Source organism: Rhodococcus wratislaviensis, assembly GCF_900455735.1.
GTDB classification, from domain to species: Bacteria; Actinomycetota; Actinomycetes; order Mycobacteriales; family Mycobacteriaceae; genus Rhodococcus_F; species Rhodococcus_F wratislaviensis.
Window position 1 is genome coordinate 246,240 of sequence record NZ_UAUI01000022.1, and the last position, 21,048, is coordinate 267,287.

The following is a 21,048-nucleotide window of genomic DNA, read 5'->3' on the forward strand; positions in this document are numbered from 1 at the left end:
CACGCCGGGTTCTTCCCGCACACCCTCGTTTTCGAAGGATTCGCACTGTCATGACCACTGCATCCGTGTCGCACCTCACGTCCGTCATCGGCGCCACCCGCGACGCCGTTTCCCAGGATTCCGCGAACGCTCACGTCGTCTTCCGTGCCTCCGCGCAGGCGCACGACGCCGTCGCGAGCACCGTCACGCTCGGCAAGTACAGCGTCGAGGTGGACGAGCCGCCGGCGCTCGGCGGCGACAACTCGGCCGCCAATCCCGTGGAGTACTACCTCGCCTCACTGCTCTCCTGCCAGGTGGTCACGTACCGCTTCTGGGCCGAGAAGCTCGGTGTCCGTGTCGACGACATCTCGGCGAGCGCCGAGGGCGACCTCGACGTGCGCGGGTTCTTCGGCTTCGACGACGCCGTCCGTGCCGGGTTCGGTGAAGTGCGCGTCGTCGTGACGCTGACCGGCCCGGAACCGCGGGAGCGCTACCTCGAACTGCAGGAAGCAGTGGATGCGCACTGCCCCGTCCTCGACCTGACCCGCAATCAGACCCCGGTCCACACCGTGGTCGAAACACGCACCGGCGACAACTGATTCACCACATCCACCTCACCGAATCTGGAGCACACCACTCGTGACCGAGAACATCGATCCCACCGTCCACTGGTCGTTCGAGACCAAGCAGATCCACGCCGGGCAGACGTCCGACGCAACCACCAAGGCGCGGGCGCTGCCGATCTACCAGACCACCTCGTACACGTTCGACAGCACCGATCACGCTGCCGCGCTGTTCGGTCTGGCCGAGCCGGGCAACATCTACACCCGCATCATGAACCCCACGCAGGACGCGGTCGAGCAGCGCATTGCCGCCCTCGAAGGCGGCGTCGCCGCGCTGTTGCTGTCGTCCGGGCAGGCGGCGGAAACCTTTGCGGTGCTGAACCTCGCGGAGGCGGGCGACCACATCGTCTCCAGCCCGTACCTGTACGGCGGCACCTACAACCTTTTCCACTACACGCTGCCCAAGCTCGGCATCGAGGTCTCGTTCGTCGAGGACCCCGACGACCTCGAGCAGTGGCGCAGCGCCGTCCGCCCGAACACGAAGGCGTTCTACGGTGAGACGATCGCCAACCCGAAGAATCACATCCTGGACATCCCCGGAATCTCGAAGGTCGGCCACGACAACGGGATCCCGCTGATCGTCGACAATACGGTGGCCACACCGTACCTGCTGCAACCGTTGAAGCACGGCGCGGACATCGTGGTGCACTCGGCCACCAAGTACCTCGGCGGTCACGGCACGGCAATCGCCGGGGTCATCGTCGACGGCGGCACGTTCGACTGGACCCAGGGGCGCCACAGCAATTTCACCACCCCGGACCCGAGCTACCACGGTGTCGTCTTCGCGGACCTCGGCGCTCCGGCCTACGCGCTGAAGGCGCGCGTGCAGTTGCTGCGCGACCTCGGTTCCGCGGTCGCCCCCTTCAACGCGTTCCTCATCGCGCAGGGCATCGAGACCCTCAGCCTGCGCGTGGAGCGGCACGTCGCCAACGCCCAGAAGGTGGCCGAGTTCCTCGAGGCGCGCCCGGAGGTGACGTCCGTGGCGTACGCGGGTCTGCCGTCCTCGCAGTGGCACGAGCGCGCACAGCAGCTCACCCCGAAGGGTCCGGGTGCGATCGTGACGTTCGAACTGGCCGGCGGTGTCGATGCCGGCAAGAGGTTCGTCAACGCGCTCACCCTGCACAGCCACGTCGCGAACATCGGCGACGTGCGCTCGCTGGTGATCCACCCGGCGTCGACGACGCACTCGCAGCTCACCCCGGAGGAGCAGCTCGCCGCCGGTGTGACTCCCGGACTGGTCCGGCTCGCCGTCGGCATCGAGGGTATCGACGACATCCTCGCCGACCTCGAGACCGGATTCGCCGCAGCCGCACTCTGATCCGATGCCGGGAGGCCGGGGCGCGCGCCTCGGCCTCCCGGCGCTTTCAGATCATGGCGCGCATCATCCCCTGCGGTTCACCGCCGAGTTGGGTGAGCGCGCTCGCATGATTGGTCGGTCCGGGCACGTGGACCGCGTGGGCCAGACCGGCGTGCGCGTCCCGCCAGAAGCGCTGCATCGGAGTCTTGTAGTGCAACGCGCCGCCGCCGGCGCGCGCGAAGATCTCGTCCACGGCACGCACCGCGCGCCAGGCCGCGGCGATCTGGGTGCGGCGTCCGATCGCACGCTCCTCGAACGTGATCTCCTTGCCCGCGTCGACCTTGTCGTAGAACCGGTCTGCGGTCTCGATGAGGGAGACCCGCGACGCATTGATCTCGGCGGCGGACTCCCCGATCGCGCTGAGCACGTAGGGATCCTCCTTGATCTTCTTCCCCGTGATGGCGACGCGGTCCTTCTGCACCGCGATGTGACAGGCCAGCGCGCCCTCGGTGATGCCGATGACGGCGGCGGTGATGCCGAGCGGGAACATGCACGAATACGGCATGTTGAACAGCGGCTCCGGCCTGCCCGCCTCCTTCTGCGCACGTCCGTCCATCACCTTCGCCGCGTTCAACGTCCGGTAGCCCGGGACGAACGCACCGTCGACGATCAGGTCCTTGCTTCCGGTTCCGCGTAGTCCGATGACGTCCCACGTGTCCTCGACGATCTCATAGTCGGTGCGCGGCAGAATCACGTGCAGAGACGAGGGTGGCATCGCGATGCCACCCTCGCCGTCACCGACCATCGCCCCGAGGAAGGCCCACTGACAGTGGTCGGTTCCGGACGAGAAAGACCACCGCCCCTTCAGGACGTACCCACCGTCGACCGGGGTCGCGACACCCATGGGCGCATACGGGGACGCCATCCACGTGTCGTTGTCCTCGCCCCAGATCTCCTCCTGCACCTGTGGGTCGGCGAACGCCAGTTCCCACGGGTGCACGCCGACGATCCCGGTGACCCATCCGCTCGCACCGTCGAGTGCGGCGACTCCCATGACGGTCTCGGCGAACTCGCGGGGGTGGACCTCGTAGCCGCCGTAGAGCTTGGGCTGCAGCAACCGGATCGCCCCGGAGTCGCGCAGGAGGCCGGCGGCGGTGTCGGTGAGTCGGCAGTCCGCCTCCGACCGGACGGCCTGCCCGCGAATCTCCTCGGCGACGCCTTCGATTCTGTCGAGAACCTGACCCATCGGGACTCCCTTCCTCCGCGAGTAGAACACGTTCTAGTCAATATAGCGCCGAGGTGGCAATTCCGAGCCGATCCGCACCTCACGCTTGAAAGTTCGCCATACCTAAATCTATAGTGCGGAGATACGAATCAGCAGGTAGATCGACAGACCACGACCAGGAGCTCCGTGAGCATCGAGGCACCCCGCCCTCTCCTCCCGCGCCGCACACCCCGCAAGGGCAGCCTTCGAACGGTCGCGCTCCTCGGGCCCGCTTTCGTGGCGGCCATCGCGTACGTCGACCCCGGAAACGTGGCCGCCAACCTCACCGCGGGCGCGAAGTACGGGTACCTGCTCGTCTGGGTCCTTGTGCTCGCCAATGCCATGGCCGTGCTGGTGCAGTACCTGTCCGCGAAACTCGGGCTGGTCACCGGCAAATCACTGCCCGAGATGCTGGGGACCCGCCTGCGGACCGGGAACCGCCGCGCGTTCTGGCTGCAGGCGGAGGCGATGGCGATCGCCACCGACCTCGCCGAGGTGATCGGCGGCGCGATCGCACTCAATCTCCTGTTCGGCGTTCCACTCTTCGTCGGAGGCCTGATCACGGGCGTCGTGTCGATGGGCATCCTGTCGATCCAGAGCCGCCGCGGTCAGCGGACGTTCGAGTTCGTCGTGATGGGACTCCTGACGATCATCACCGTCGGGTTCCTCACCGGACTCGCGTTCACCGACGTGTCGGGCACGGACGCGCTCGCCGGACTCGTGCCGCGTTTCGAGGGCACCGAGACGGTGCTGCTCGCCGCGAGCATGCTCGGCGCCACCGTGATGCCGCACGCGATCTACCTGCACTCCGCCCTCGCCCGCGACCGGCACGGGAACGACCTGGAAGGACCGCGCCTCGCGCGACTGCTACGGGTGACGAAGTGGGACGTGGTAGGTGCGCTGATCGTGGCGGGCGCGGTGAACATCGGCATGCTGCTGCTCGCCGCCTCGGCCCTGCGCGGCATCCCCGGCACCGATTCGATCGACGGCGCGCACGCCGCCATCCAGAGTTCGCTCGGCCCCACCGTCGCCGTCATCTTCGCCGTCGGACTGCTGGCTTCCGGCCTGGCGTCCACGTCGATCGGCTGCGCCGCCGGCTCCGAGATCATGTACGGCCTGCTGTCGATGCGCATCCCGCTGCTGCTGCGCCGGGTGGTCACCCTGATCCCGGCGCTGGTCGTGCTGGCGGTCGGGGTGGATCCCACGTTCGCGCTCGTCCTCAGTCAGGTGGTGCTGAGCCTGTGCATCCCGTTCGCGGTGATCCCACTCGTGCGGATGACGTCGAGTCGCGACCTGATGGGCGTCCACCGCAACGCGACGGCCACCACAGTCGCCGCCTGGGTGGCGGCGTCGCTGATCGTCGTGCTCAACGTGTCGCTGCTGTGGCTGACGTTCACGGGTTCGGCCTGATCACTCGTGCCGCGGCGCACCGGACACGACGCGGTGCAGCGCCTGCAGGTCCTCGGACAGCATCCGGAACATCCAGTAGGCCCCGACGAACGCGACGACGCTGCCGACGCACAGGACGCGGAGCGCGACGATCACCCGGGGCAGGTCTTCCGGGGGAATGAACGTGGCCCCCGCGATCCCGAGCAGTGGCACGGCGGCCGCCGCGGCGAGGAAGAGCGTGCTGCGTCGCCCGAGCCGTCGCAGCATCCGGGCGTCCGAGGCACTGATCTCGCCGTGCCGCAGAAACACCGGGTAGAGGCAGCGGACGGCGTAGAAGTTCACGAAGAAGAACGGGTAGACCACCGCGATCGCTCCGCATACGAGCTGTGATGCAGTGAAGTGGACGACCGTGTTCCACGGAACCTCACTGCCGCTCACCTCCAGCGTGATCGGCACGACGAGGCCGCTGACCACCCAGAGACCGAGGCAGAGCAGTGCACACCGCTGGCCGAGCAGCAGGGTGTCCCGGCGCGCCCGGGCGAGCTGGGCGCCGGTGTAGACCCGCCCCCGGCGCAGCCCGCCGGCCACCATCGTCAGGTAGAGCACCATCGACAGCGTGCCCACGGCTCCGATGAGGAACGCGACCGTGTAGTCGATCCGGGTGATCCGCTCGAAGTTCTCCTGCGCGGCGGGCGGCAGCTTGCTGATGATCAGGGTGCTGTTGTGCTGGTAGCTGTAGAGGATCGCCAGCAGATTGGGAACTGCGATGGCCAGGAACATGATCGGGTGCGTCCACCGCCGCATCCGCAGCCGCCAGCTTCCCGGCGGTGGATCGACCAGATCGCGGGCGTGCGCGTCGAGGCAGACGTCGAGCTGCTGGGCGAGTTCGGCCCCGGAGGAGAACCGATCCTTCGGTGCCGGCGCCAGCGATGTGAGCAGCACTCGCCGCAGCGCGTTCGGGCAGTCGGCGGGCAGTTCGCCTTCGGCCGGTTCGTCCGGTCCGCGCCGCCGCGCGAGCATCGCGTCGAGTGTGGTGCGGTCGCCGGGCGGGTGGGAGTGCAGTTCGGCGTCGCTGTCGTAGAAAGGTCTTCTGCCGGTCAGCAACTCCCACAGGACGACGGCGAGCGAATACAGGTCGCTGCGGGTGTCGAGATCGCCGGGTGCGCCCGGCCGGTCCGGGTGGATCGCCTCGAGCTGTTCCGGCGACATGTAGGCCAGCGAGCCGCCGAAGTACGCCACCGGGCTGGCACCCGCGATGTTCCCGCTGAAACTGATGTTGAAGTCGGCGAGCTTCGGGACGCCCTCGGCCGTCAGCAGCACGTTCGCCGGTTTGACGTCGCGGTGGAGCACGCCGTGCCTCCCGGCGTAATCGAGCGCCTGCGCCAGCCGGCGGCCGAGCCAGGCCACCGTCTCGGGCCAGGTCAGCGTCGCGATCTCCTGACGAACGGCGGATTCGCTGGGCCGGATCTCGCCCCTGCCCACCAGGGCCCGGTCGATCGCATCCAGCAGCACGGCGCCGCTGCGCGAGTCCGGCGGCGTCTCACGTACCCGGCCGACCACGTCGAGCAGGGTTCCCCCGGCACGTACTGCATGTACAGCAGTCGCAGGTCGCGGCCCGCGAGGAGTCGTTGATCGAAGACCCGGACGATGTAGTCGTGGTCGAACTGGGCCAGGGTCTGCGGCTCGGTGCCGCGGTCCTGTGAGATCTTCACCGCGACCAGTCTCTGCAGCGACCGCTGCCGGGCGAGGAACACCCGCGCGAACGCGCCCCGGCCGAGACCGGTCATGAGGTCGAAGTCGTCGATCCGCTGGCCCACCTCGAGATCGTCGAGGGTGGCTACGCTCCCCGCATACACCGTCGGGGTCTTCTCGCCGTGGTGGAGCGAGGTGCTCTGGTACTCGCCGGTGCCGAGTAGTTCGTCGAGCTGACCGGCCTGGCCCGGAAAGTTCTGGGTGTATTCGCTCGCCTCGACCGATTCCCCGCTGCGCCGCCGGATGTGGAATTCCTCGTACAGCAGGTCCGGCGGCAACGGCCACCGCCGCAGTTCGGGCAGCTCCTCACAGTATTGGGCGAGCCGCTTCGGGTGGTCGCCGCGCAGCCAGCGGTTCTCCAGGTCGACCTTGACCAGTTCGACGAGCGTGACGCGGCGGAGCGCGGGTGAGGTGGGCAGATACGCGACCAGATCGGGCGCGGACGACGAGGACTCCCAGGCACTGGCGAAGCGCGCGACGGCGTCGCCGACCGCCGTGTCCGACACCCAGGCCTGCTCGGAAGCGGCCGGTGAACCTCGCCGGGAGGGCATGAAAGCCATGGTAGCTGGCCACGCCCGGCGGACTACTGCAGTTCCGACACCGGGGTCGACGGGTCGATGGTGACGCCGATCCGCGCCAGATTGCCGTGCAGCACTTGCCAGATCGACACCTCGAGGAACTCGGCCAGCTCGTCGCTGCCGAGCGCCGGCTGCGGGTTGCTCAGCCACCGGTTGACGCTGGCATCCACGAGCCCCACCAAACCGAAGGCCAGCGACTCGGCCAGATCCGAATTGCCGGCCACCGTGTCGAGGACCGTCGCGATCAACCCCGACAGCTGGAGTGCGATCGCGGTCTTCGTTCCCGTCACCACACGCGAGCCGGTGGTGCGCCGGCTCGGCGATCCGGTGCCGAGGAATTGGTGGAGCCGTGGATATTCCACGATCCACCTCAGGTATGTCTCGACCGCGCGCGCGATCGCCTCGCCCACGGTCCCCTCCGGTGTCAACGTGGGGGCGAGGTCCGCCATCAGCCGTTCGATGATGCGGCCGCGCAACTGCTCGTCGAGGTCGCCGCGATCGGCGAAGATCCGGTAGACCACCGACCGCGGCACGTCGGCGCGGTTCGCGATCTGCTGGACGCCCACGTCGGGACCGTCCTCGTTGATGGCGTCCATCGCGGCTTCGAGAATCCGGCTTCGGCGTTCCGCCTTGTGGTCCTCCCAGCGCGTGGCGCGGCCGTCGCCCTGGGGCGACGCGGCGGTTTCCACTTTGTCCGGCATCACGCACACGTTACCCATCCGACTGTTGACTGGACAGCCTGTCTCACATACTTTGGTGAGACAGGGTGTCACACACATATTTCTCCGGACTCAGGGAGCCGCAATGGGTAACAGGGTGTTCGTCGTCGGCGTCGGGATGACGAAGTTCGAGAAGCCGGGTGCACGCGAGTGGGACTACCCCGACATGGCGCGCGAGGCAGGCGGCGGGGCACTCGAGGACGCCGGGATCGAGTACGCGCTCGTGGAGCAGGCGTACGTCGGATACGTGTACGGCGAGTCCACGTCGGGACAGCGGGCGGTGTACGAACTCGGCCTCACCGGCATTCCCATCGTGAACGTCAACAACAACTGTTCGACGGGGTCGACCGCGCTCTTCCTCGCCACGCAGGCGGTCCGGAGCGGTCAGGTGGACTGCGCACTCGCGCTGGGCTTCGAGAAGATGCAGGCCGGTTCGCTCGGGTCCACGTACGACGACCGGGAACAACCGATGATGCGCCATCTCCTCGCGCTCGCCGAACTCCAGGAGTTCGCGATGCCGCCTGCCCCCTACATGTTCGGCGCCGCAGGCAAGGAACACATGGAACGCTTCGGGACCACGGCGGAACAGTTCGCCAAGATCGGCGTGAAGAACCACCGCCACTCACAGAACAACCCGTACGCCCAGTTCCAGGACGAGTACACGCTCGACGAGATCCTCGGCTCGAAGCCGATCTACGGGCCCCTCACCAAACTGCAGTGCTCCCCCACCTCGGACGGCTCCGGTGCCGTCGTCGTCGTGAGCGAGGAGTTCGTCGACAAGCACGACCTCGCCGGGCAGGCCGTGGAGATCGTCGGCCAGTCCATGGTCACCGACCTCCCGAGCACGTTCGAGGACCGGAGCGCGATCAGCCTGGTCGGCGCGGACATGACCCGCACGGCCGCGGCCCGCGTGTACGAACAGGCGGGCATCGGACCGGACGACATCGACGTCATCGAGCTCCACGACTGCTTCTCCACCAACGAACTGCTGACCTACGAGGCGCTCGGGCTGTGCGGCGAGGGCGAGGGCGGCAAACTCGTCGACAACGACGACACCACGTACGGCGGCCGCTGGGTGGTCAACCCGTCCGGTGGTCTCATCTCCAAGGGCCACCCGCTCGGCGCCACCGGACTCGCCCAGTGCAGCGAACTCACCTGGCAACTCCGCGGCACGGCCGACAAGCGGCAGGTCGACGGCGCCGCGGTCGCCCTCCAGCACAACATCGGCCTCGGTGGCGCCGTCGTCGTCACCGCCTACCGCGCGCTCTGATCCTTCTCTCTCACCATTCTTTTCACCTCGAAACACCAGGAGTACACCATGGCTTCCGTTTCCGTCGCAGCGTCCCTGCCCGCCTCCCCCGACAAGGCGTGGGACGCGCTCTCCGACCTGTCCCGCTGGGAGGAGTGGCTCACCATCCACCAGTCCTGGAAGAGCGAGATCCCCACCCAGGTGGCACTCGGATCGAAGTTCACCGAGGTCGTCTCCGTGATGGGTATGGCCAACAAGATCGAGTGGACCGTCACCGAGGTGCAGGTCCCCGAGATGGTGAAGATCTCCGGCACCGGCATGGCCGGGGTCACCGTCGAATTCACGCTGAAAGTCGAGCCGGACGGCGCCGGATCCACGGCGATCATCGACGCGAGTTTCACCGGCACGATGATCGTCGGCCCCATCGGCAAGGCCGTCGCCAAGAACGCCAAGGCGGATCTGGAGGCCTCCCTGGCCGGGTTCGCCGACATGGTGGGCTGATCCGCATGACCACCCCCACAGTCGAATTCGATACGAGCGGCGTCGGCCAGTGGACGGATCCGCAGCGGTTCGAGGTCACCGCCGAGCGGATCGCCGACTACGCCGCGGCCACCAACGATCCCATCGAACGCCATCTCGCCGGCGAGGTCGCGCCCCCGGTGTTCGCCGTGGTCCCCGCGTTCACGTCGATGGCACCGGCGGCACTGTCCGTCGCCCCGGTCGAACTGCTCATGAAGCTCGTGCACGGGGAGCAGGATTTCCACTTCCACCGTCCGATCCGCCCCGGCGACACCCTCGTGGTCCGCGCGAAGCCGATCGGATTCGAGGGCCGGGAGAACGGCTCCACCGTCGTCGTCTACGTCGAAACCACCACGGAAGCCGGTGAACTGGTCAACGAGCAGTGGATGACCGCGTTCTTCCGGAAGGTCGACGCGGGAGCCGGACTCGGCGAGCAGGCACCCGCGCACCGGTTCGACGAGTCCCTACGGGGACAGGCCCCGGTCGCGACGATCACCCAGCACATCGACGAGGACCAGACGTTCCGCTACTCCCCCGCCTCCGGTGATCCGATGCCGATCCACCTGGACGACGAGATCGCCCGGATGTCCGGACTTCCCGGAATCATCAACCACGGCCTGTGCACCATGGCGTTCACCTCGTGGGCGGCGCTCACCGAACTCGCCGACGGCAGGGTCGAACGGCTCCGCCGGCTCGCCGTGCGGTTCGCGAAACCCGTCCTGCCCGGCCAGGACATCGGCACGCAGTTCCGGCAGGTCGCCGAGCCCACGGGCGCGGCAACGTCGTACGCCTACGAGACCACCGTCGGCGACGCACTCGTCATCAAGGACGGCCTCGCCGTCATCGCGGACACCGAAACCTAGGAGCACGCACATGGGAACACTCGACGGACGGGTGGCCATCGTCACCGGCGCCGGACGCGGAATCGGCCGGGAGCACGCACTGCTCTTCGCCCGCGAGGGCGCTGCCGTGGTTGTCAACGACCTCGGCGGCGCGAACGACGGCACCGGCGAGGACGCGGGCCCAGCGCAGCAGGTCGTCGACGAGATCGTCGCCGCGGGCGGCAGGGCAGTCGCGAACACCGACAACGTCGCATCCTGGGACGGCGCCGAAGGACTCGTCGACCAAGCGGTGCGCGAGTTCGGCCGACTCGACGTCCTCGTCAACAACGCGGGCATCCTGCGGGACGCCTTCATCGCGGGCATGACCGAAAGCCAGTGGGACGCCGTCATCGCCGTACATCTCAAGGGACACGCCGCCACCCTGCACCACGCGGCGGCGTACTGGAAGGCGCAGACCAAGGCGGGCGCGACCGTGAACGCGTCCGTGATCAACACCGCGTCCGCGTCGGGCACGTTCATGCCCAACGCGGGCCAGGGCAACTACGGCGCCGCGAAGGCGGGCATCGCCGCACTCACCCTGGTCGCCGCGGACGAACTCGAACGCTACGGCGTCCGGGTCAACGCGATCGCCCCGATCGCCCGCACCCGGCTCACGCTGGCCACCCCGGGCATGGGCGCGCTGTTCGCCGAGGAGGTGCCGGAGGGCGAGTTCGACGCGTTCAGCCCCGCCAACATCTCTCCGCTCGTCGCGCGTCTCGCCGACGCGAACTGCAAGATCACCGGCAAGGTGTTCGCCGTGCAGGGCGGGGCCATCTCCGAGCTCGCCGGCTGGCACGACGTCACGACCATCGAGAGCGACGGCCCGTGGACCGTCGCCGACCTCGCCGACCGGCTCGGCTGAAGGGCCCCGACATGGCCAAGAACACGTACGAGCTCGGGCTCGGGCTCACCGAGGAACACCGGGCCCTCGCCGACTCGATCCGCGCATTCGCCGAACGCACCATCACCGCGGATCGCGTCCGGTCCGCGGTCGAGTCCCCGAGCGAGGACAAGTTCCCGCCGTTCTGGGATGCACTCGTCGGTCAGGACCTGCTGGGACTGCACATCCCCGAGGACAAGGGCGGTCACGGCGCCGGGCTCCTCACGTTGGCGGTGGCTCTCGAAGCCCTGGGGCGGACGGCCGCTCCGGGCCCGTTCGTCCCGACAGCGCTGTCCGCCGCGCTCGTGGCGGCCGCGGATTCCAAGGTCGGCATCGAGCTGATGCCGGGGCTCCTCGACGGATCACACACCGCCGCAGTCGCGTTGGGCCGTCCACTCGATGCCTTTGCGCACGAGGGCGGATACCGTGTCACCGGGGTCGCCGACGCCGTCCTCGGCGGCGAACACGCCGACCTCCTGCTACTCCCGATCACCGTCGGCGACGACGTCCGCTGGGCCGTCGTCGATTCCGCGGATGTCACCGTCACGGTGCAGGACAGCATCGACGTGCTCCGCGGTTCGGCACGGATCACCGCCGACGCCGTTCAGGTGGGCGCCGACCGGATCCTCGACGGGCTCGGCGAGCAGCGTGTCCGGTCCGTCGCCACCGTCGTCCTCGGTGCCGAGGCGATCGGCGTGATGTCGTGGTGCGTGTCCACCGCATCCGAATACGCGAAGACACGGGTGCAGTTCGGGCGCCCGATCGGCCAGTTCCAGGGCGTCAAGCACAAGTGCGCCCACATGGGCATCGCACTGGAGAAGGCGCGCGCGGTGCTGTGGGACGCCGCGTCCGCCCTCGACAACGGCGACGACACCGCCGATTTCGCCGCGGACATCGCCGCCGTCGTCGTCCCCGATGCCGCAGTGCAGTGCGCACAGGACTGCATCCAGGTCCACGGCGGCATCGGATTCACCTGGGAGCACGACGCACACCTGTACTACCGCCGGGCGCTGGCCATCCGGGGGCTGCTCGGCACCCGCGAGGAGCGGGCCACTCGGGTGGCCGACCAGTCCCTCGCAGGCACCGCCCGCACCTCCGAATTGGAACTGCCGGACGACGCCGAGGCGATCCGCACCCTGGTGCGGGCGGAACTCGCCCCGCTGGTGGGCCTCGACGAGGACGACCAGTTGATCGCCCTCGGCGACGGCGGCTGGGTGCAGCCGCACCTGCCGAAGCCGTACGGGCGCAGCGCGTCCCCGCTCGAGCAGATCGTCATCGCCCAGGAGATCAAGGCGGCGGGAATTCCGATGCCGCAGCTGCTGATGGGCGGCTGGGCGGTGCAGGCCGTCGTCGCCCACGGCACGGACGCGCAGAAACGGGATCTCGCCGTCCCCACGCTGCGCGGAGATCTCGTGTGGTGCCAGCTGTTCAGCGAACCGGGGGCCGGTTCCGACCTGGCGTCGCTGACCACCAAGGCGGAGAAGGTCGACGGCGGCTGGACGGTGACCGGCCAGAAGATCTGGACCACGGTGGCGCAGTTCTCCGACTGGGCGATGCTGATCGCCCGCACCGACCCGTCCAGACCGAAACACGAGGGCATCACGTACTTCGTGCTGGACATGTCGACGCCGGGGGTGACCGTCCGGCCGCTGCGCGAGATGACCGGGTCGGCCCTGTTCAACGAGGTCTTCCTCGACCACGTGTTCATCCCGGACGAGAACGTGGTCGGAACCGTGAACGACGGGTGGAACGTGGCCCGCACGACCCTCGCGGGCGAGCGGGTTGCCCTGAGTCAGAAGATGGAGGCCTACGCCACCGACAAGGATCTGCTGCAGTTCGCCCGCGGCCGTGACCTCGGCCCGCTTTCACGCTTCCGTGTCGGCGAACTGGTGGCCGAGAGCCAGGCCATCGATCTGATCGGTTCACGGATCGTGCTGAAGCAACTGTCGGGGGCCGACGTGAGCACCACGTCGAGCGTCGGGAAACTGCTGGGCATGGGGCTCGGGCAGTCGATCGCCGAATTCGTCGTCGCCGAACTGGGGGCGGCGGGCGCCGTGAGCATTCCCGGGGAGCCGAGCGACAAGGCGATGGAGCAGCTGATCGCCGGCCGCGCCACCACCATCTACGGCGGCACCACCGAGGTGCAGCTCAACGTGATCGGGGAACGCATGCTCGGACTGCCCCGCGACGCGCAGGGGGTGTCGTGACCGGCGGGCCGCTGAGCGGGCTGACCGTCGTCGAGATCGCGAGCCTCGCGCCCGCCCCGTTCGGGTGCATGATCCTCGCCGATCTCGGCGCGGACGTGATCCGCGTCGAACGGGCCGGCGACGGCGGCAGCGGGCTGATGGCGCCGTCGGGGGTGCTCGACCGCGGACGGCGGTCGATCGCGGTGAACCTGCGGACCCCGGAGGGGCTGGGGGCCGTTCTGAGACTCGTCGAGGGCGCCGACATCCTCGTCGAGGGTTTCCGTCCCGGCGTCGCGGAACGCCTGGGCATCGGCCCCGACGACTGCCTGTCCCGCAACCCCGGCCTGATCTACGGGCGGATGACCGGCTGGGGCCAGCACGGACCCCTCGCGCCGCGGGCCGGGCACGACATCAACTACATCGCGCTCGCCGGCGCGCTCGAACCCATCGGGCGCGCCGGCGAGCGGCCGGTGCCGCCGCTGAACCTGTTGGGCGACTTCGGCGGTGGCGGCCTGATGCTGGCGATGGGGATCCTGGCCGCGCTGCACGAGCGTTCCCGTTCGGGCCGTGGGCAGGTGGTGGACGCGTCGATGGTCGACGGTGCGGCACTGCTGACGGCGTTCGTCCACGGCATGAACGCCGCCGGGCTGTGGCAGGAAGGTCGCGGGCAGAACGTCCTCGACGGGGCCGCCGCGTTCTACGACACCTACGCGTGCGCCGACGGTCTGCACGTGGCGGTCGGGTGCGTCGAACCGCACTTCTACGGTGAACTCCTCGACGTGCTGGGGTTGAGCGGCGAGGATCTGCCGTCGCAGTACGACCTCGATGCGGCGCCGGAACTGAAGAAGCGCCTCGCCGACGTGTTCGCGACCCGGCCGCGGGACGACTGGGCGGCCGTCTTCGCCGATTCCAACGCGTGCGTGTCGCCCGTCCTCTCGCCGTGGGAAGCGCACGAGCACCCCCACGACAAGGAACGGGAGACGTTCGTCGAGGTGGGGGGCATCCGCCAGCCCGCACCGGCACCGCGCTTCAGCCGCACCCCGGCGCCCGTTCCCCGCCCGGCCCCGCGGCCCGGGCAGGACACCGATGCGATCCTCGCGCAGGCCGGGTACGACCCGTCGGGGATCGAGCACCTGCGCTCGGCGGGTGCCGTCGAGTAGGTGACGGGGACCTATCCGCGCTCGGCGTCCGGCGGGAAGCCACCGGTCGCGATGGGTCCCCACTCGTCGATGGCGATCCGGATCAGGCTCTTGTTCTGCTTCCGCATGGCGTCCCGGTACTCGTCCCAGTCGGGATGCTCGCCGGAGATGCCGCGGAAGTACTCCACCAGCGGCTCGAGCGCGTCGGGCATGTCCAGCACCTCGGCCGTGCCGTCGATCTGCACGTAGGCGCCGTTGAACTCGTCGGAGAGCACGCACACGCTCACGGCGGGGTCGTGTCGCACGTTCGCCGCCTTGGCGCGCTGCGGGTAGGTGGCGACGACGATCCGCCCTTCCGAGTCGAGTCCCGACGTGACCGGGGAGATCTGCAGGCCGCCGGAGCGCTTCCGGGTGATCAGCACGCTGCGATGGCGCGGACGGACGAAGTCGAGCAACTCTTCTCGCGTGACACGGTCGGCGGTGGCGATGGCCATGGTGCACCTCTCCTCTGCTGCGTTGGTTCTCTCCGGTTCACCATAAGCTCCGCCACAGTCCTCAGACGTCTGAGGACTGTGCTACCGTCGCCGAATGGCCGGACGTCACACCCTCCGCAGCGGACCGCTGGTTCCCCAGCTCGAGGAACTCCTCACCGCCCGGATCCGCGAAGGCAAGTGGGCCCTCGGCAGCCGCATCCCCAGCGAGGCCGAACTGGCCACCGAATTCGGCGTCGGCCGCTCCTCCGTCCGCGAGGCCGTCCGGCTGCTCGCCCGCGACGGCCTGCTCGACGTGCGGCACGGCGTCGGCACGTTCGTCGCTGAGCCACCCACGGGCGGTGCGGGACTCGAGAAGCTGCTGCGCCGCGCCCGCCTGCTCGAGGTATACGAGGTACGGCGCGCCCTCGAGATCGAGGCCGCCCAGCTCGCCGCGGAACGCGCACGCCCCGAGGATCTTCGGCGACTACGAGAGCAGCTGTCGGCCCGACACGACAGCACCACCGAGTCGACCGCCGTCTTCGTCGCGGCCGACCTCGACTTCCACGCCTCGATCCTGGAGATCGCAGGCAACTCGATCCTGTCCGCCCTGTTCGATTCGATCCGGCCGCTGCTCGTCGAAGCGCTGGCCGAACTCGTCGACCACGAACCGGGCAGACCCGACACCAGCTGCGCACACGACGACCTGGTGCGCGCGCTGGAAGCGGGCGATGCCGAGGCGGCTGTCGCCGCCACCGCCGCCAACCTCGATCCGACCATGTCGATACTGCGGAAAGGCGAACATCAGTGACCACCCCGAACTCGGTCGTCAGCACCGAGCACGTCGACCTCGTGCGGAGCGGACGGTATCTGCTCAGCGACATCACCCTCCACATCGAACGCGGACAGCACTGGGTGCTGCTCGGTGCGAACGGTGCGGGCAAGAGCACCCTGCTGAGCATGCTCGGCGCTTTCGCGCACCCGACCCACGGCACCGTCCACGTCCTCGGCCATCAGCTGGGCCGGGTCGACATGCGTGAGTTGCGCGCCCACATCGGGCACGTGAACCCGCGACACCGGATCGACGCGCCACTGACGGTGCGCGACGTCGTGCTGACCGGTCTCACCAACACACCCGAATTCGTGCCGAGGTGGTCACCGACCGCCGGCCAGGTCGCCCGAGCCGACGAACTGATCGCATCCCTCGGCATGCAGAAGCACGCGGATGCCTTGTGGCCCAACCTGTCCCAGGGCGAACGCGGACGGGCCCTGATCGCGCGGGCGCTCATATCCGAGCCGCAACTCCTCCTGCTCGACGAGCCCGCCACCGGCCTGGATCTGGCTGCGCGAGAACAACTCCTCACCGCACTCGACGAACTGCGCGTCACGTACCCGAGCCTCGCCAGCATCCTCGTCACCCACCACCTCGAGGAAATCCCGACCACCACCACCCACGCCGTCCTCATCCGCGACGGCCGGGTGATCGCACAGGGCCCCGTCGCGGACGTCCTCACCACCGGCACCATCAGCGAATGCTTCGACCACCCGATCGAGATCACCCGGCAACGCGGTCGGTGGGTCGCGCAGACGCGGGTGCCCGAGGTGGTCGGATAGCCGCCGACGCGGTGCACACTGGTGGGCATGGCACGAGGCGACCACCCTCAGCGCACCCCGTTCTACGGTGTGGTGCTCATCGTCGTCGCACTGGCGGCGGCGATGACCGCGAACCGCACCGCACCCGTCTGGGTGCAGGTACCGGTCTACGTCCTGGCCGTGCTCGCGTCCATGACCGGCTTCGTCATGACCTTCCGCGACCTGTCGTGAGTGGGTAGCCGGCCTACGCCACAGTTGCAAAGACATTGGCCGGATTCCCACGCAATTGCCTGCGATTCCGGCAAATCCGTCGGCAACTGCGCGGGAGGCGCTACGACCTCACCCGCTCACACGAGCCGACGGGATGCGCGGCCAGCAACTCCTTCGCGCGATCACGTCCGGTACCAGCACGTCGGGTGACGAGGCCTCGCACTCCGCGACGGCGGAGGGGCCGTCCGGCGCCGTCACGACGTCGAAGCCCTCCGCACGCAACCGCGCCGCGACCGCGTCGCAGATCGTCGCCTCGTCGTCGACGACGAGCACTCTTCGCTGGCTCCCCGACTGTATTGGGCGGACGTGCGGATCCCCGTCAGAGCTTGTGAAGATTCTGTGCAGGTTTGCCCGCGGTTCCGCCGCGGGGTGGGAGATGCGCACCCTGGGGTGCCTGTCGAAAGGCTCGCGTCCGGCGCAAGCTTGGTCTATCAGCCCAGCTAGACACCCCAATCCACTGGAGGCACCCCATCGTCCACACCGCAACCCGCATCGCGATCGGCGCAACCGCCGCCCTCACGTTCTCCCTCGCAGGAGCCGCAGTGATCGTTCTTGCCGGTGGACATACCGACGGGGCTCCGACCCCGAGCTCGGAGGGGGCCATCTCGCAGCAGCAGCCGGCTCCGGCGATCGCGCCGACCCCGGGCCGGGTCGTCGCAGACCCCGGCTACTCGGTGAATCCCGGGTACTCGGCGCCCGGCTATTCGGCCGACACCGAAACGGTGGCACCGGGACCGGGTGTCGTTCCGCCCATCGTGGCGGCACCGCCCATCGTCCGAGCACCGATCGCCCAGCCGCCGGTTGCCCAACCGCCCATCGCTCAGCCGCCGATCGCTCAGCCGCCCGTCGTAATGGACCCGCCTGTCGTCGTCGATCCGCCCGTCGTCGTCGACCCCGTTCACCCGCCGAAGGGTCCGTTCGAAGGACCGGGCCAGGTCGAGCCGGGCGTTCTCGAACCCGAAACCAATCCCTTCCCCGTCGGCGGAGGCCCGAAGCCTGCCCCGCCCGCAGCCCCGCAGTCGCCCGGCGGAGCCGGCCCCGTCGACGGCGGAACCGTCGTCGGCCCCTGATCACCGGAGGAAATTCACACCATGTCCCACACCAAGTCCCGCATCGCGATCGGGTCCGGCGCGGCCTTCGTCCTCTCGGTCGTCGGCGCCGCCGGGATCGCCGTCGCGAGCGGCACGGCGTCACCGATCGCCGACGTGAGTGTCTCCGAGCAACATCACGAGGAGAACACGAGTACGTCCGCACCCCTGCCGGTCTTCACGCCCCCGGCGCTGCACACCCCGACGCAGGAACCGCCCGGATCATTCGACACCGAGTCGGTGGGCCCATTCGAACCAGCCCCCTGGCGGTAACTCGAGCGCCGGCTGCTGCTGTCGGCCGTCCGGCGCCTCGACGAGCGCGTGGACCGGTTCCGGCCACAGTGTCTCCACCCGCTCCGCGGCGTCGGCGAACACGGCGGAATCGAGGTCGGTCCGAGACTCCGGGACACCGAAATACGGCCACGCCGTGATCATCGACCAGCGTTTCGGCGGCGGGAGAGGTTGGAGGAAGTACGTCTTGTCCGCGGTGAGCGGTCCACCGCGGCCTGCCCCGCCGTGCAGGCCGTCAACCATGCGGGCGCCGGGAAGGTTCGTGAACACACTGCCGTCCGCGTACTCGACCCCGAACAGAAACGGCCCGCTGCTCTTCGGCGACGCGGGTTTGCCGAAGCCGAACATGTCGAGCAGCACCGTGGACTCGGATCTGCGTGCCTGGATCGTGAATTCGACACCACAGCTGTACACGTGAACGTCGGTCAGCCACAGCACGAGCGACTCGGTGCGGGCCAGCACCGTGTCGACCGGCACGGAGACGGGGATCTCGTTCTCCGGGGTCGATTGGAATCGGATACCGGCCATCACGAGACCTCCACTTCGACGTCCTCGGGTGCCTTGTCGTCCCTGAGCCCACGCCAACTGGGGTGCCGCAACCTCTTCGAGCCGGTCCAATCCATGAAGCGCACCTCCGCGACCAGCGTGGGCGTCACCCACACGGCCCCCTTGCGGTCGGCGGTCGGCAGGTCTTCGACGAACGGGCTGGTATCGGTTTCGAGCGGACCCAGGGTGGACGCGAGTTCCTGCAGATCCCGTTCGGTGAAGCCGGTTCCGACGCGCCCGATGTAGCGCAGACCGTCGTCCTCGGGGACGCCGAGCAGTATCGACCCGATTCCCGTGGACCGCCCACCCTGACCGCGGCGCCACCCGCCGATCACGGCTTCCTGTGTGCGCCAGTTCTTCACCTTGATCCAGCTCGACCCCCGCTTGCCCGGCAGATACACGGATTCGCGGCGTTTCGCCACGACACCCTCCCACCCCTTGCCGCGGCTCTCGTCCAGAGCGTCCTGCGCGGACCCGTGCAGTTGCGGCGGAACGACGAGGTCGTCCACCTTGGCCGCCAGGGCTTCGAGGACGCGGCGCCGGTCGGTGTACTTCTTGCGCAGCAACGACACCCCGTCGAGGTACAGCACGTCGAACGCGAGGAAGTGCGGCTCGTTGCCCTGCTGCAGCAGGCCGAAGTTCGCGACACCCCGCTCGTCGAACGCGACGACTTCACCGTCGAGGACCACCTCGTGGTCGCCGAGAGCGTCTGCCAGCCACCCCAATCGCGCATAGTCGCGGGTCTTGTCGTTGCCCGCCCGGCTCGTCAGCTTCAGCTCACCGCCACTGATCTCGGCGATCACCCTGATCCCGTCCCACTTCCCTTCGAAGGCCCACTCGTCGGCGTCCAGCCCGTCGAGGGTGCCGGGGCTCGCGAGCATCGGCGACAGTCCGCGCGGCAATTCGGACGTGTGCGAGCCGCCCGGTGTCTGATCCTTCATCAGATGCATCAGCCACTGGTCGCCCTTCGTGCGGATCAGCGCGAACCGGCCCTCCACCTGCTCGCCGTGCAACTGGACGATCACCTCGTCGTCGCGCCACTTCTCGGTGTCGTATGTTCCCGTGTCCCAGATGGTCATCTCGCCGCCGCCGTACTCGCCCTTCGGGATGGTCCCGGAGAACGTGAGGTATTCGAGCGGGTGATCCTCGGTGTGCACGGCGAGCCGGTTCTCCCCCGTCGTCGTCGGCACGTTCTTCGGCACCGCCCACGACACGAGCACCCCGTCTCGTTCGAGCCGCAGGTCGTAATGCAGACGCCGGGCGTGATGTTCCTGGATGACGAAGCTGTTGCCCTCCCCCGGCCGCACCGCGTCCGGCATCGGCTCGGGAGTCCGTCCCGGATCGCGCTTGCGGCGGTACTCGGCGAGGGCGGCGTCGTCCTCGATCGGCGGATCGAGTCCGGCGAGCAGGTCGCCGTCCGACTCCCACCGTGCGAGCACTTCCTCGAACCGCAACTGTCGCAGTTCGGGGTCGTCGAGTTCGTCCCAGCTCCGCGGCGCCGCGACATACGGCTGGGAGCGTCCCCGCAGCGAATACGGCGCGATGGTGGTCTTGGACGGATTGTTCTGGCTCCAGTCGACGAAGACCTTTCCCGCGCGCACCGCCTTGGCCATGGTGGCGGTGACGAGTTCGGGCCGCAGCTTCTCCAGTCCCGTCGCCACCTGTTTCGCGACGGTCGACGCGCCCGAACCGTCCAGCTTCCGGTCGAGCGGCACGTAGAGGTGAATACCCTTGCTGCCGCTGGTGACCGGGTACGCGGTCCAGCCGAGGTTCGCGACCAGGTCGCGCACGGCCCGTGCCACCTCCGCGCATTCGGCCAGGCCCACACCGGGACCGGGGTCGAGGTCGAAGACGATCCGAGTGGCGGGACCCCGATGAGGGCCGTCGAACCGCCACTGCGGCACGTGCAGTTCGAGTGCGGCCTGCTGCCCCGCCCACGCCAGCGCCGCGACCGAGTTCAGGAGCGGATAGTGCACGGACCGATCCGAGTGCTCGATCGCGCGGCGCTCCAACCACGCCGGCGCGGAGGCCGCGAGGTTCTTCTCGAAGAACGGCTCGCTGTCCACCCCGTTGGGCCAGCGTTTACGGGTGGCGGGACGGTCGACGACGTGCGGGAGCATGGCGGGCGCGATCCGCGTGTAGTAGTCGATGACCTCACCCTTCGTCGTGTCCGACTCCGGGTAGAGGACCTTGCCGAGATTGGTCAGGGACAGGCGATGTCCGTCGACCGTCAGTTGCCGGGTTCCCGCCGTGGCCACGCGCACCTCCCTACGCCAATACATACATATTGTGCGCCGCGCGGCCGCTGCGCTGGCCGGATCGCTACCCGCCAGGC

The 21,048-nt window shown here is 68.8% G+C and carries 19 protein-coding genes and 2 pseudogenes; 14 read left to right on the forward strand and 7 right to left on the reverse strand.

Translation table 11 applies throughout. The features are described from left to right. Nucleotides 1–50: 50 nt before the first annotated feature. Entirely contained in the window at nucleotides 51–578 is a 528-nt protein-coding gene (locus DTA22_RS23665; RefSeq protein WP_037240989.1) for an OsmC family protein, read from the forward strand. A 40-nt stretch (nucleotides 579–618) separates the two neighbouring features. Continuing rightward, nucleotides 619–1,920, forward strand: coding sequence for a bifunctional o-acetylhomoserine/o-acetylserine sulfhydrylase (locus tag DTA22_RS23670; RefSeq protein WP_112301099.1), 1,302 nt, complete (start codon nucleotides 619–621; stop codon nucleotides 1,918–1,920). 46 nt (nucleotides 1,921–1,966) lie between these two features. Here DTA22_RS23670 and DTA22_RS23675 read toward each other — a convergent pair whose 3' ends face one another. Next, nucleotides 1,967–3,145, reverse strand: coding sequence for an acyl-CoA dehydrogenase family protein (locus DTA22_RS23675; RefSeq protein WP_112301100.1), 1,179 nt, complete (start codon nucleotides 3,143–3,145; stop codon nucleotides 1,967–1,969). A gap of 165 nt (nucleotides 3,146–3,310) precedes the next feature. On the opposite strand from DTA22_RS23675, the gene DTA22_RS23680 reads away from it, so the two are divergent. Beyond that, nucleotides 3,311–4,573, forward strand: coding sequence for an Nramp family divalent metal transporter (locus DTA22_RS23680; RefSeq protein WP_037240985.1), 1,263 nt, complete (start codon nucleotides 3,311–3,313; stop codon nucleotides 4,571–4,573). Here DTA22_RS23680 and DTA22_RS23685 read toward each other — a convergent pair. Then, nucleotides 4,574–6,864, reverse strand: a pseudogene (locus DTA22_RS23685) (serine/threonine-protein kinase). 23 nt (nucleotides 6,865–6,887) lie between these two features. Next, nucleotides 6,888–7,583: a TetR/AcrR family transcriptional regulator gene (locus tag DTA22_RS23690; RefSeq protein WP_037240981.1), complete on the reverse strand. Its 696-nt coding sequence runs from the start codon at nucleotides 7,581–7,583 to the stop codon at nucleotides 6,888–6,890. A 103-nt stretch (nucleotides 7,584–7,686) separates the two neighbouring features. Between DTA22_RS23690 and DTA22_RS23695 the strand changes: the two genes are divergently transcribed. The 6 genes from DTA22_RS23695 to DTA22_RS23720 are packed head-to-tail and all read left to right on the forward strand — an operon-like array spanning nucleotide 7,687 to nucleotide 14,476. Continuing rightward, nucleotides 7,687–8,871, forward strand: a complete 1,185-nt coding sequence (locus DTA22_RS23695) for a lipid-transfer protein (protein WP_112301101.1) — start codon at nucleotides 7,687–7,689, stop codon at nucleotides 8,869–8,871. Between the two features lie 48 nt (nucleotides 8,872–8,919). After that, complete coding sequence (locus DTA22_RS23700) at nucleotides 8,920–9,351, forward strand: type II toxin-antitoxin system Rv0910 family toxin (RefSeq protein WP_037240976.1); 432 nt, start codon at nucleotides 8,920–8,922, stop codon at nucleotides 9,349–9,351. Between the two features lie 5 nt (nucleotides 9,352–9,356). Further along, a complete protein-coding gene (locus DTA22_RS23705) occupies nucleotides 9,357–10,232 on the forward strand; it encodes a MaoC/PaaZ C-terminal domain-containing protein (RefSeq protein ID WP_037240974.1) in 876 nt (291 codons plus the stop codon). Nucleotides 10,233–10,242: 10 nt separating this feature from the next. Further along, nucleotides 10,243–11,112 (forward strand): SDR family oxidoreductase, encoded by an 870-nt coding sequence (locus DTA22_RS23710; RefSeq protein ID WP_112301102.1) that lies wholly within the window; start codon nucleotides 10,243–10,245, stop codon nucleotides 11,110–11,112. 11 nt (nucleotides 11,113–11,123) lie between these two features. Next, entirely contained in the window at nucleotides 11,124–13,337 is a 2,214-nt protein-coding gene (locus DTA22_RS23715) for an acyl-CoA dehydrogenase (RefSeq protein WP_037240997.1), read from the forward strand. Further along, a complete protein-coding gene (locus tag DTA22_RS23720; RefSeq protein ID WP_112301103.1) occupies nucleotides 13,334–14,476 on the forward strand; it encodes a CaiB/BaiF CoA transferase family protein in 1,143 nt (380 codons plus the stop codon). The genes DTA22_RS23715 and DTA22_RS23720 overlap by 4 nt, the downstream gene beginning before the upstream one ends. 11 nt (nucleotides 14,477–14,487) lie before the next feature. Here DTA22_RS23720 and DTA22_RS23725 read toward each other — a convergent pair whose 3' ends face one another. Next, the gene (locus DTA22_RS23725; RefSeq protein WP_037240969.1) at nucleotides 14,488–14,949 is read right to left on the reverse strand and encodes a PPOX class F420-dependent oxidoreductase; all 462 of its coding nucleotides are present in this window, start codon (nucleotides 14,947–14,949) and stop codon (nucleotides 14,488–14,490) included. A 94-nt stretch (nucleotides 14,950–15,043) separates the two neighbouring features. Here DTA22_RS23725 and DTA22_RS23730 point away from each other — a divergent pair, with 94 nt between their 5' ends. From DTA22_RS23730 to DTA22_RS23740, 3 genes are read left to right on the forward strand one after another with little or no spacing between them, the layout of a single operon-like run. After that, the gene (locus DTA22_RS23730) at nucleotides 15,044–15,736 is read left to right on the forward strand and encodes a FadR/GntR family transcriptional regulator (protein WP_112301104.1); all 693 of its coding nucleotides are present in this window, start codon (nucleotides 15,044–15,046) and stop codon (nucleotides 15,734–15,736) included. Beyond that, complete coding sequence (locus DTA22_RS23735; RefSeq protein WP_112301105.1) at nucleotides 15,733–16,539, forward strand: ABC transporter ATP-binding protein; 807 nt, start codon at nucleotides 15,733–15,735, stop codon at nucleotides 16,537–16,539. Before DTA22_RS23730 ends, DTA22_RS23735 begins: the two co-directional genes overlap by 4 nt. Nucleotides 16,540–16,566: 27 nt before the next feature. Beyond that, complete coding sequence (locus DTA22_RS23740; RefSeq protein ID WP_112301106.1) at nucleotides 16,567–16,749, forward strand: hypothetical protein; 183 nt, start codon at nucleotides 16,567–16,569, stop codon at nucleotides 16,747–16,749. 159 nt (nucleotides 16,750–16,908) lie between these two features. On the opposite strand, the pseudogene DTA22_RS23745 reads toward DTA22_RS23740, so the two are convergent. Next, nucleotides 16,909–17,061 (reverse strand): annotated as a pseudogene (locus DTA22_RS23745) (response regulator); the annotation flags it as partial. A 269-nt stretch (nucleotides 17,062–17,330) separates the two neighbouring features. On the opposite strand from DTA22_RS23745, the gene DTA22_RS23750 reads away from it, so the two are divergent. Together DTA22_RS23750 and DTA22_RS23755 are read left to right on the forward strand one after the other, a co-directional pair. Beyond that, nucleotides 17,331–17,858, forward strand: a complete 528-nt coding sequence (locus DTA22_RS23750; protein ID WP_112301107.1) for a hypothetical protein — start codon at nucleotides 17,331–17,333, stop codon at nucleotides 17,856–17,858. Nucleotides 17,859–17,879: 21 nt separating this feature from the next. After that, on the forward strand, nucleotides 17,880–18,149 hold the full coding sequence (locus DTA22_RS23755; RefSeq protein ID WP_037234391.1) for a hypothetical protein: 270 nt from the start codon (nucleotides 17,880–17,882) through the stop codon (nucleotides 18,147–18,149). On the opposite strand, the gene DTA22_RS23760 is transcribed toward DTA22_RS23755, so the two are convergent. After that, the gene (locus tag DTA22_RS23760; RefSeq protein ID WP_112301108.1) at nucleotides 18,099–18,695 is read right to left on the reverse strand and encodes a hypothetical protein; all 597 of its coding nucleotides are present in this window, start codon (nucleotides 18,693–18,695) and stop codon (nucleotides 18,099–18,101) included. The two genes, DTA22_RS23755 and DTA22_RS23760, sit on opposite strands and share 51 nt — an antisense overlap. Continuing rightward, nucleotides 18,695–20,971, reverse strand: a complete 2,277-nt coding sequence (locus tag DTA22_RS23765; protein WP_457920861.1) for an ATP-dependent DNA ligase — start codon at nucleotides 20,969–20,971, stop codon at nucleotides 18,695–18,697. The genes DTA22_RS23760 and DTA22_RS23765 overlap by 1 nt, the downstream gene beginning before the upstream one ends. Nucleotides 20,972–21,048: the final 77 nt, after the last annotated feature.

Excerpts from the sequence above, each read along its gene's own strand:
- DTA22_RS23665 (WP_037240989.1), top strand. The coding sequence starts at position 51 with ATGACCACTGCATCCGTGTCGCACCTCACGTCCGTCATCGGCGCCACC.
- DTA22_RS23675 (WP_112301100.1), bottom strand. The coding sequence starts at position 3,145 with ATGGGTCAGGTTCTCGACAGAATCGAAGGCGTCGCCGAGGAGATTCGC.
- DTA22_RS23690 (WP_037240981.1), bottom strand. The coding sequence starts at position 7,583 with ATGCCGGACAAAGTGGAAACCGCCGCGTCGCCCCAGGGCGACGGCCGC.
- DTA22_RS23695 (WP_112301101.1), top strand. The coding sequence starts at position 7,687 with ATGGGTAACAGGGTGTTCGTCGTCGGCGTCGGGATGACGAAGTTCGAG.
- DTA22_RS23700 (WP_037240976.1), top strand. The coding sequence starts at position 8,920 with ATGGCTTCCGTTTCCGTCGCAGCGTCCCTGCCCGCCTCCCCCGACAAG.
- DTA22_RS23705 (WP_037240974.1), top strand. The coding sequence starts at position 9,357 with ATGACCACCCCCACAGTCGAATTCGATACGAGCGGCGTCGGCCAGTGG.
- DTA22_RS23710 (WP_112301102.1), top strand. The coding sequence starts at position 10,243 with ATGGGAACACTCGACGGACGGGTGGCCATCGTCACCGGCGCCGGACGC.
- DTA22_RS23715 (WP_037240997.1), top strand. The coding sequence starts at position 11,124 with ATGGCCAAGAACACGTACGAGCTCGGGCTCGGGCTCACCGAGGAACAC.
- DTA22_RS23725 (WP_037240969.1), bottom strand. The coding sequence starts at position 14,949 with ATGGCCATCGCCACCGCCGACCGTGTCACGCGAGAAGAGTTGCTCGAC.
- DTA22_RS23730 (WP_112301104.1), top strand. The coding sequence starts at position 15,044 with ATGGCCGGACGTCACACCCTCCGCAGCGGACCGCTGGTTCCCCAGCTC.
- DTA22_RS23740 (WP_112301106.1), top strand. The coding sequence starts at position 16,567 with ATGGCACGAGGCGACCACCCTCAGCGCACCCCGTTCTACGGTGTGGTG.
- DTA22_RS23755 (WP_037234391.1), top strand. The coding sequence starts at position 17,880 with ATGTCCCACACCAAGTCCCGCATCGCGATCGGGTCCGGCGCGGCCTTC.
- DTA22_RS23760 (WP_112301108.1), bottom strand. The coding sequence starts at position 18,695 with ATGGCCGGTATCCGATTCCAATCGACCCCGGAGAACGAGATCCCCGTC.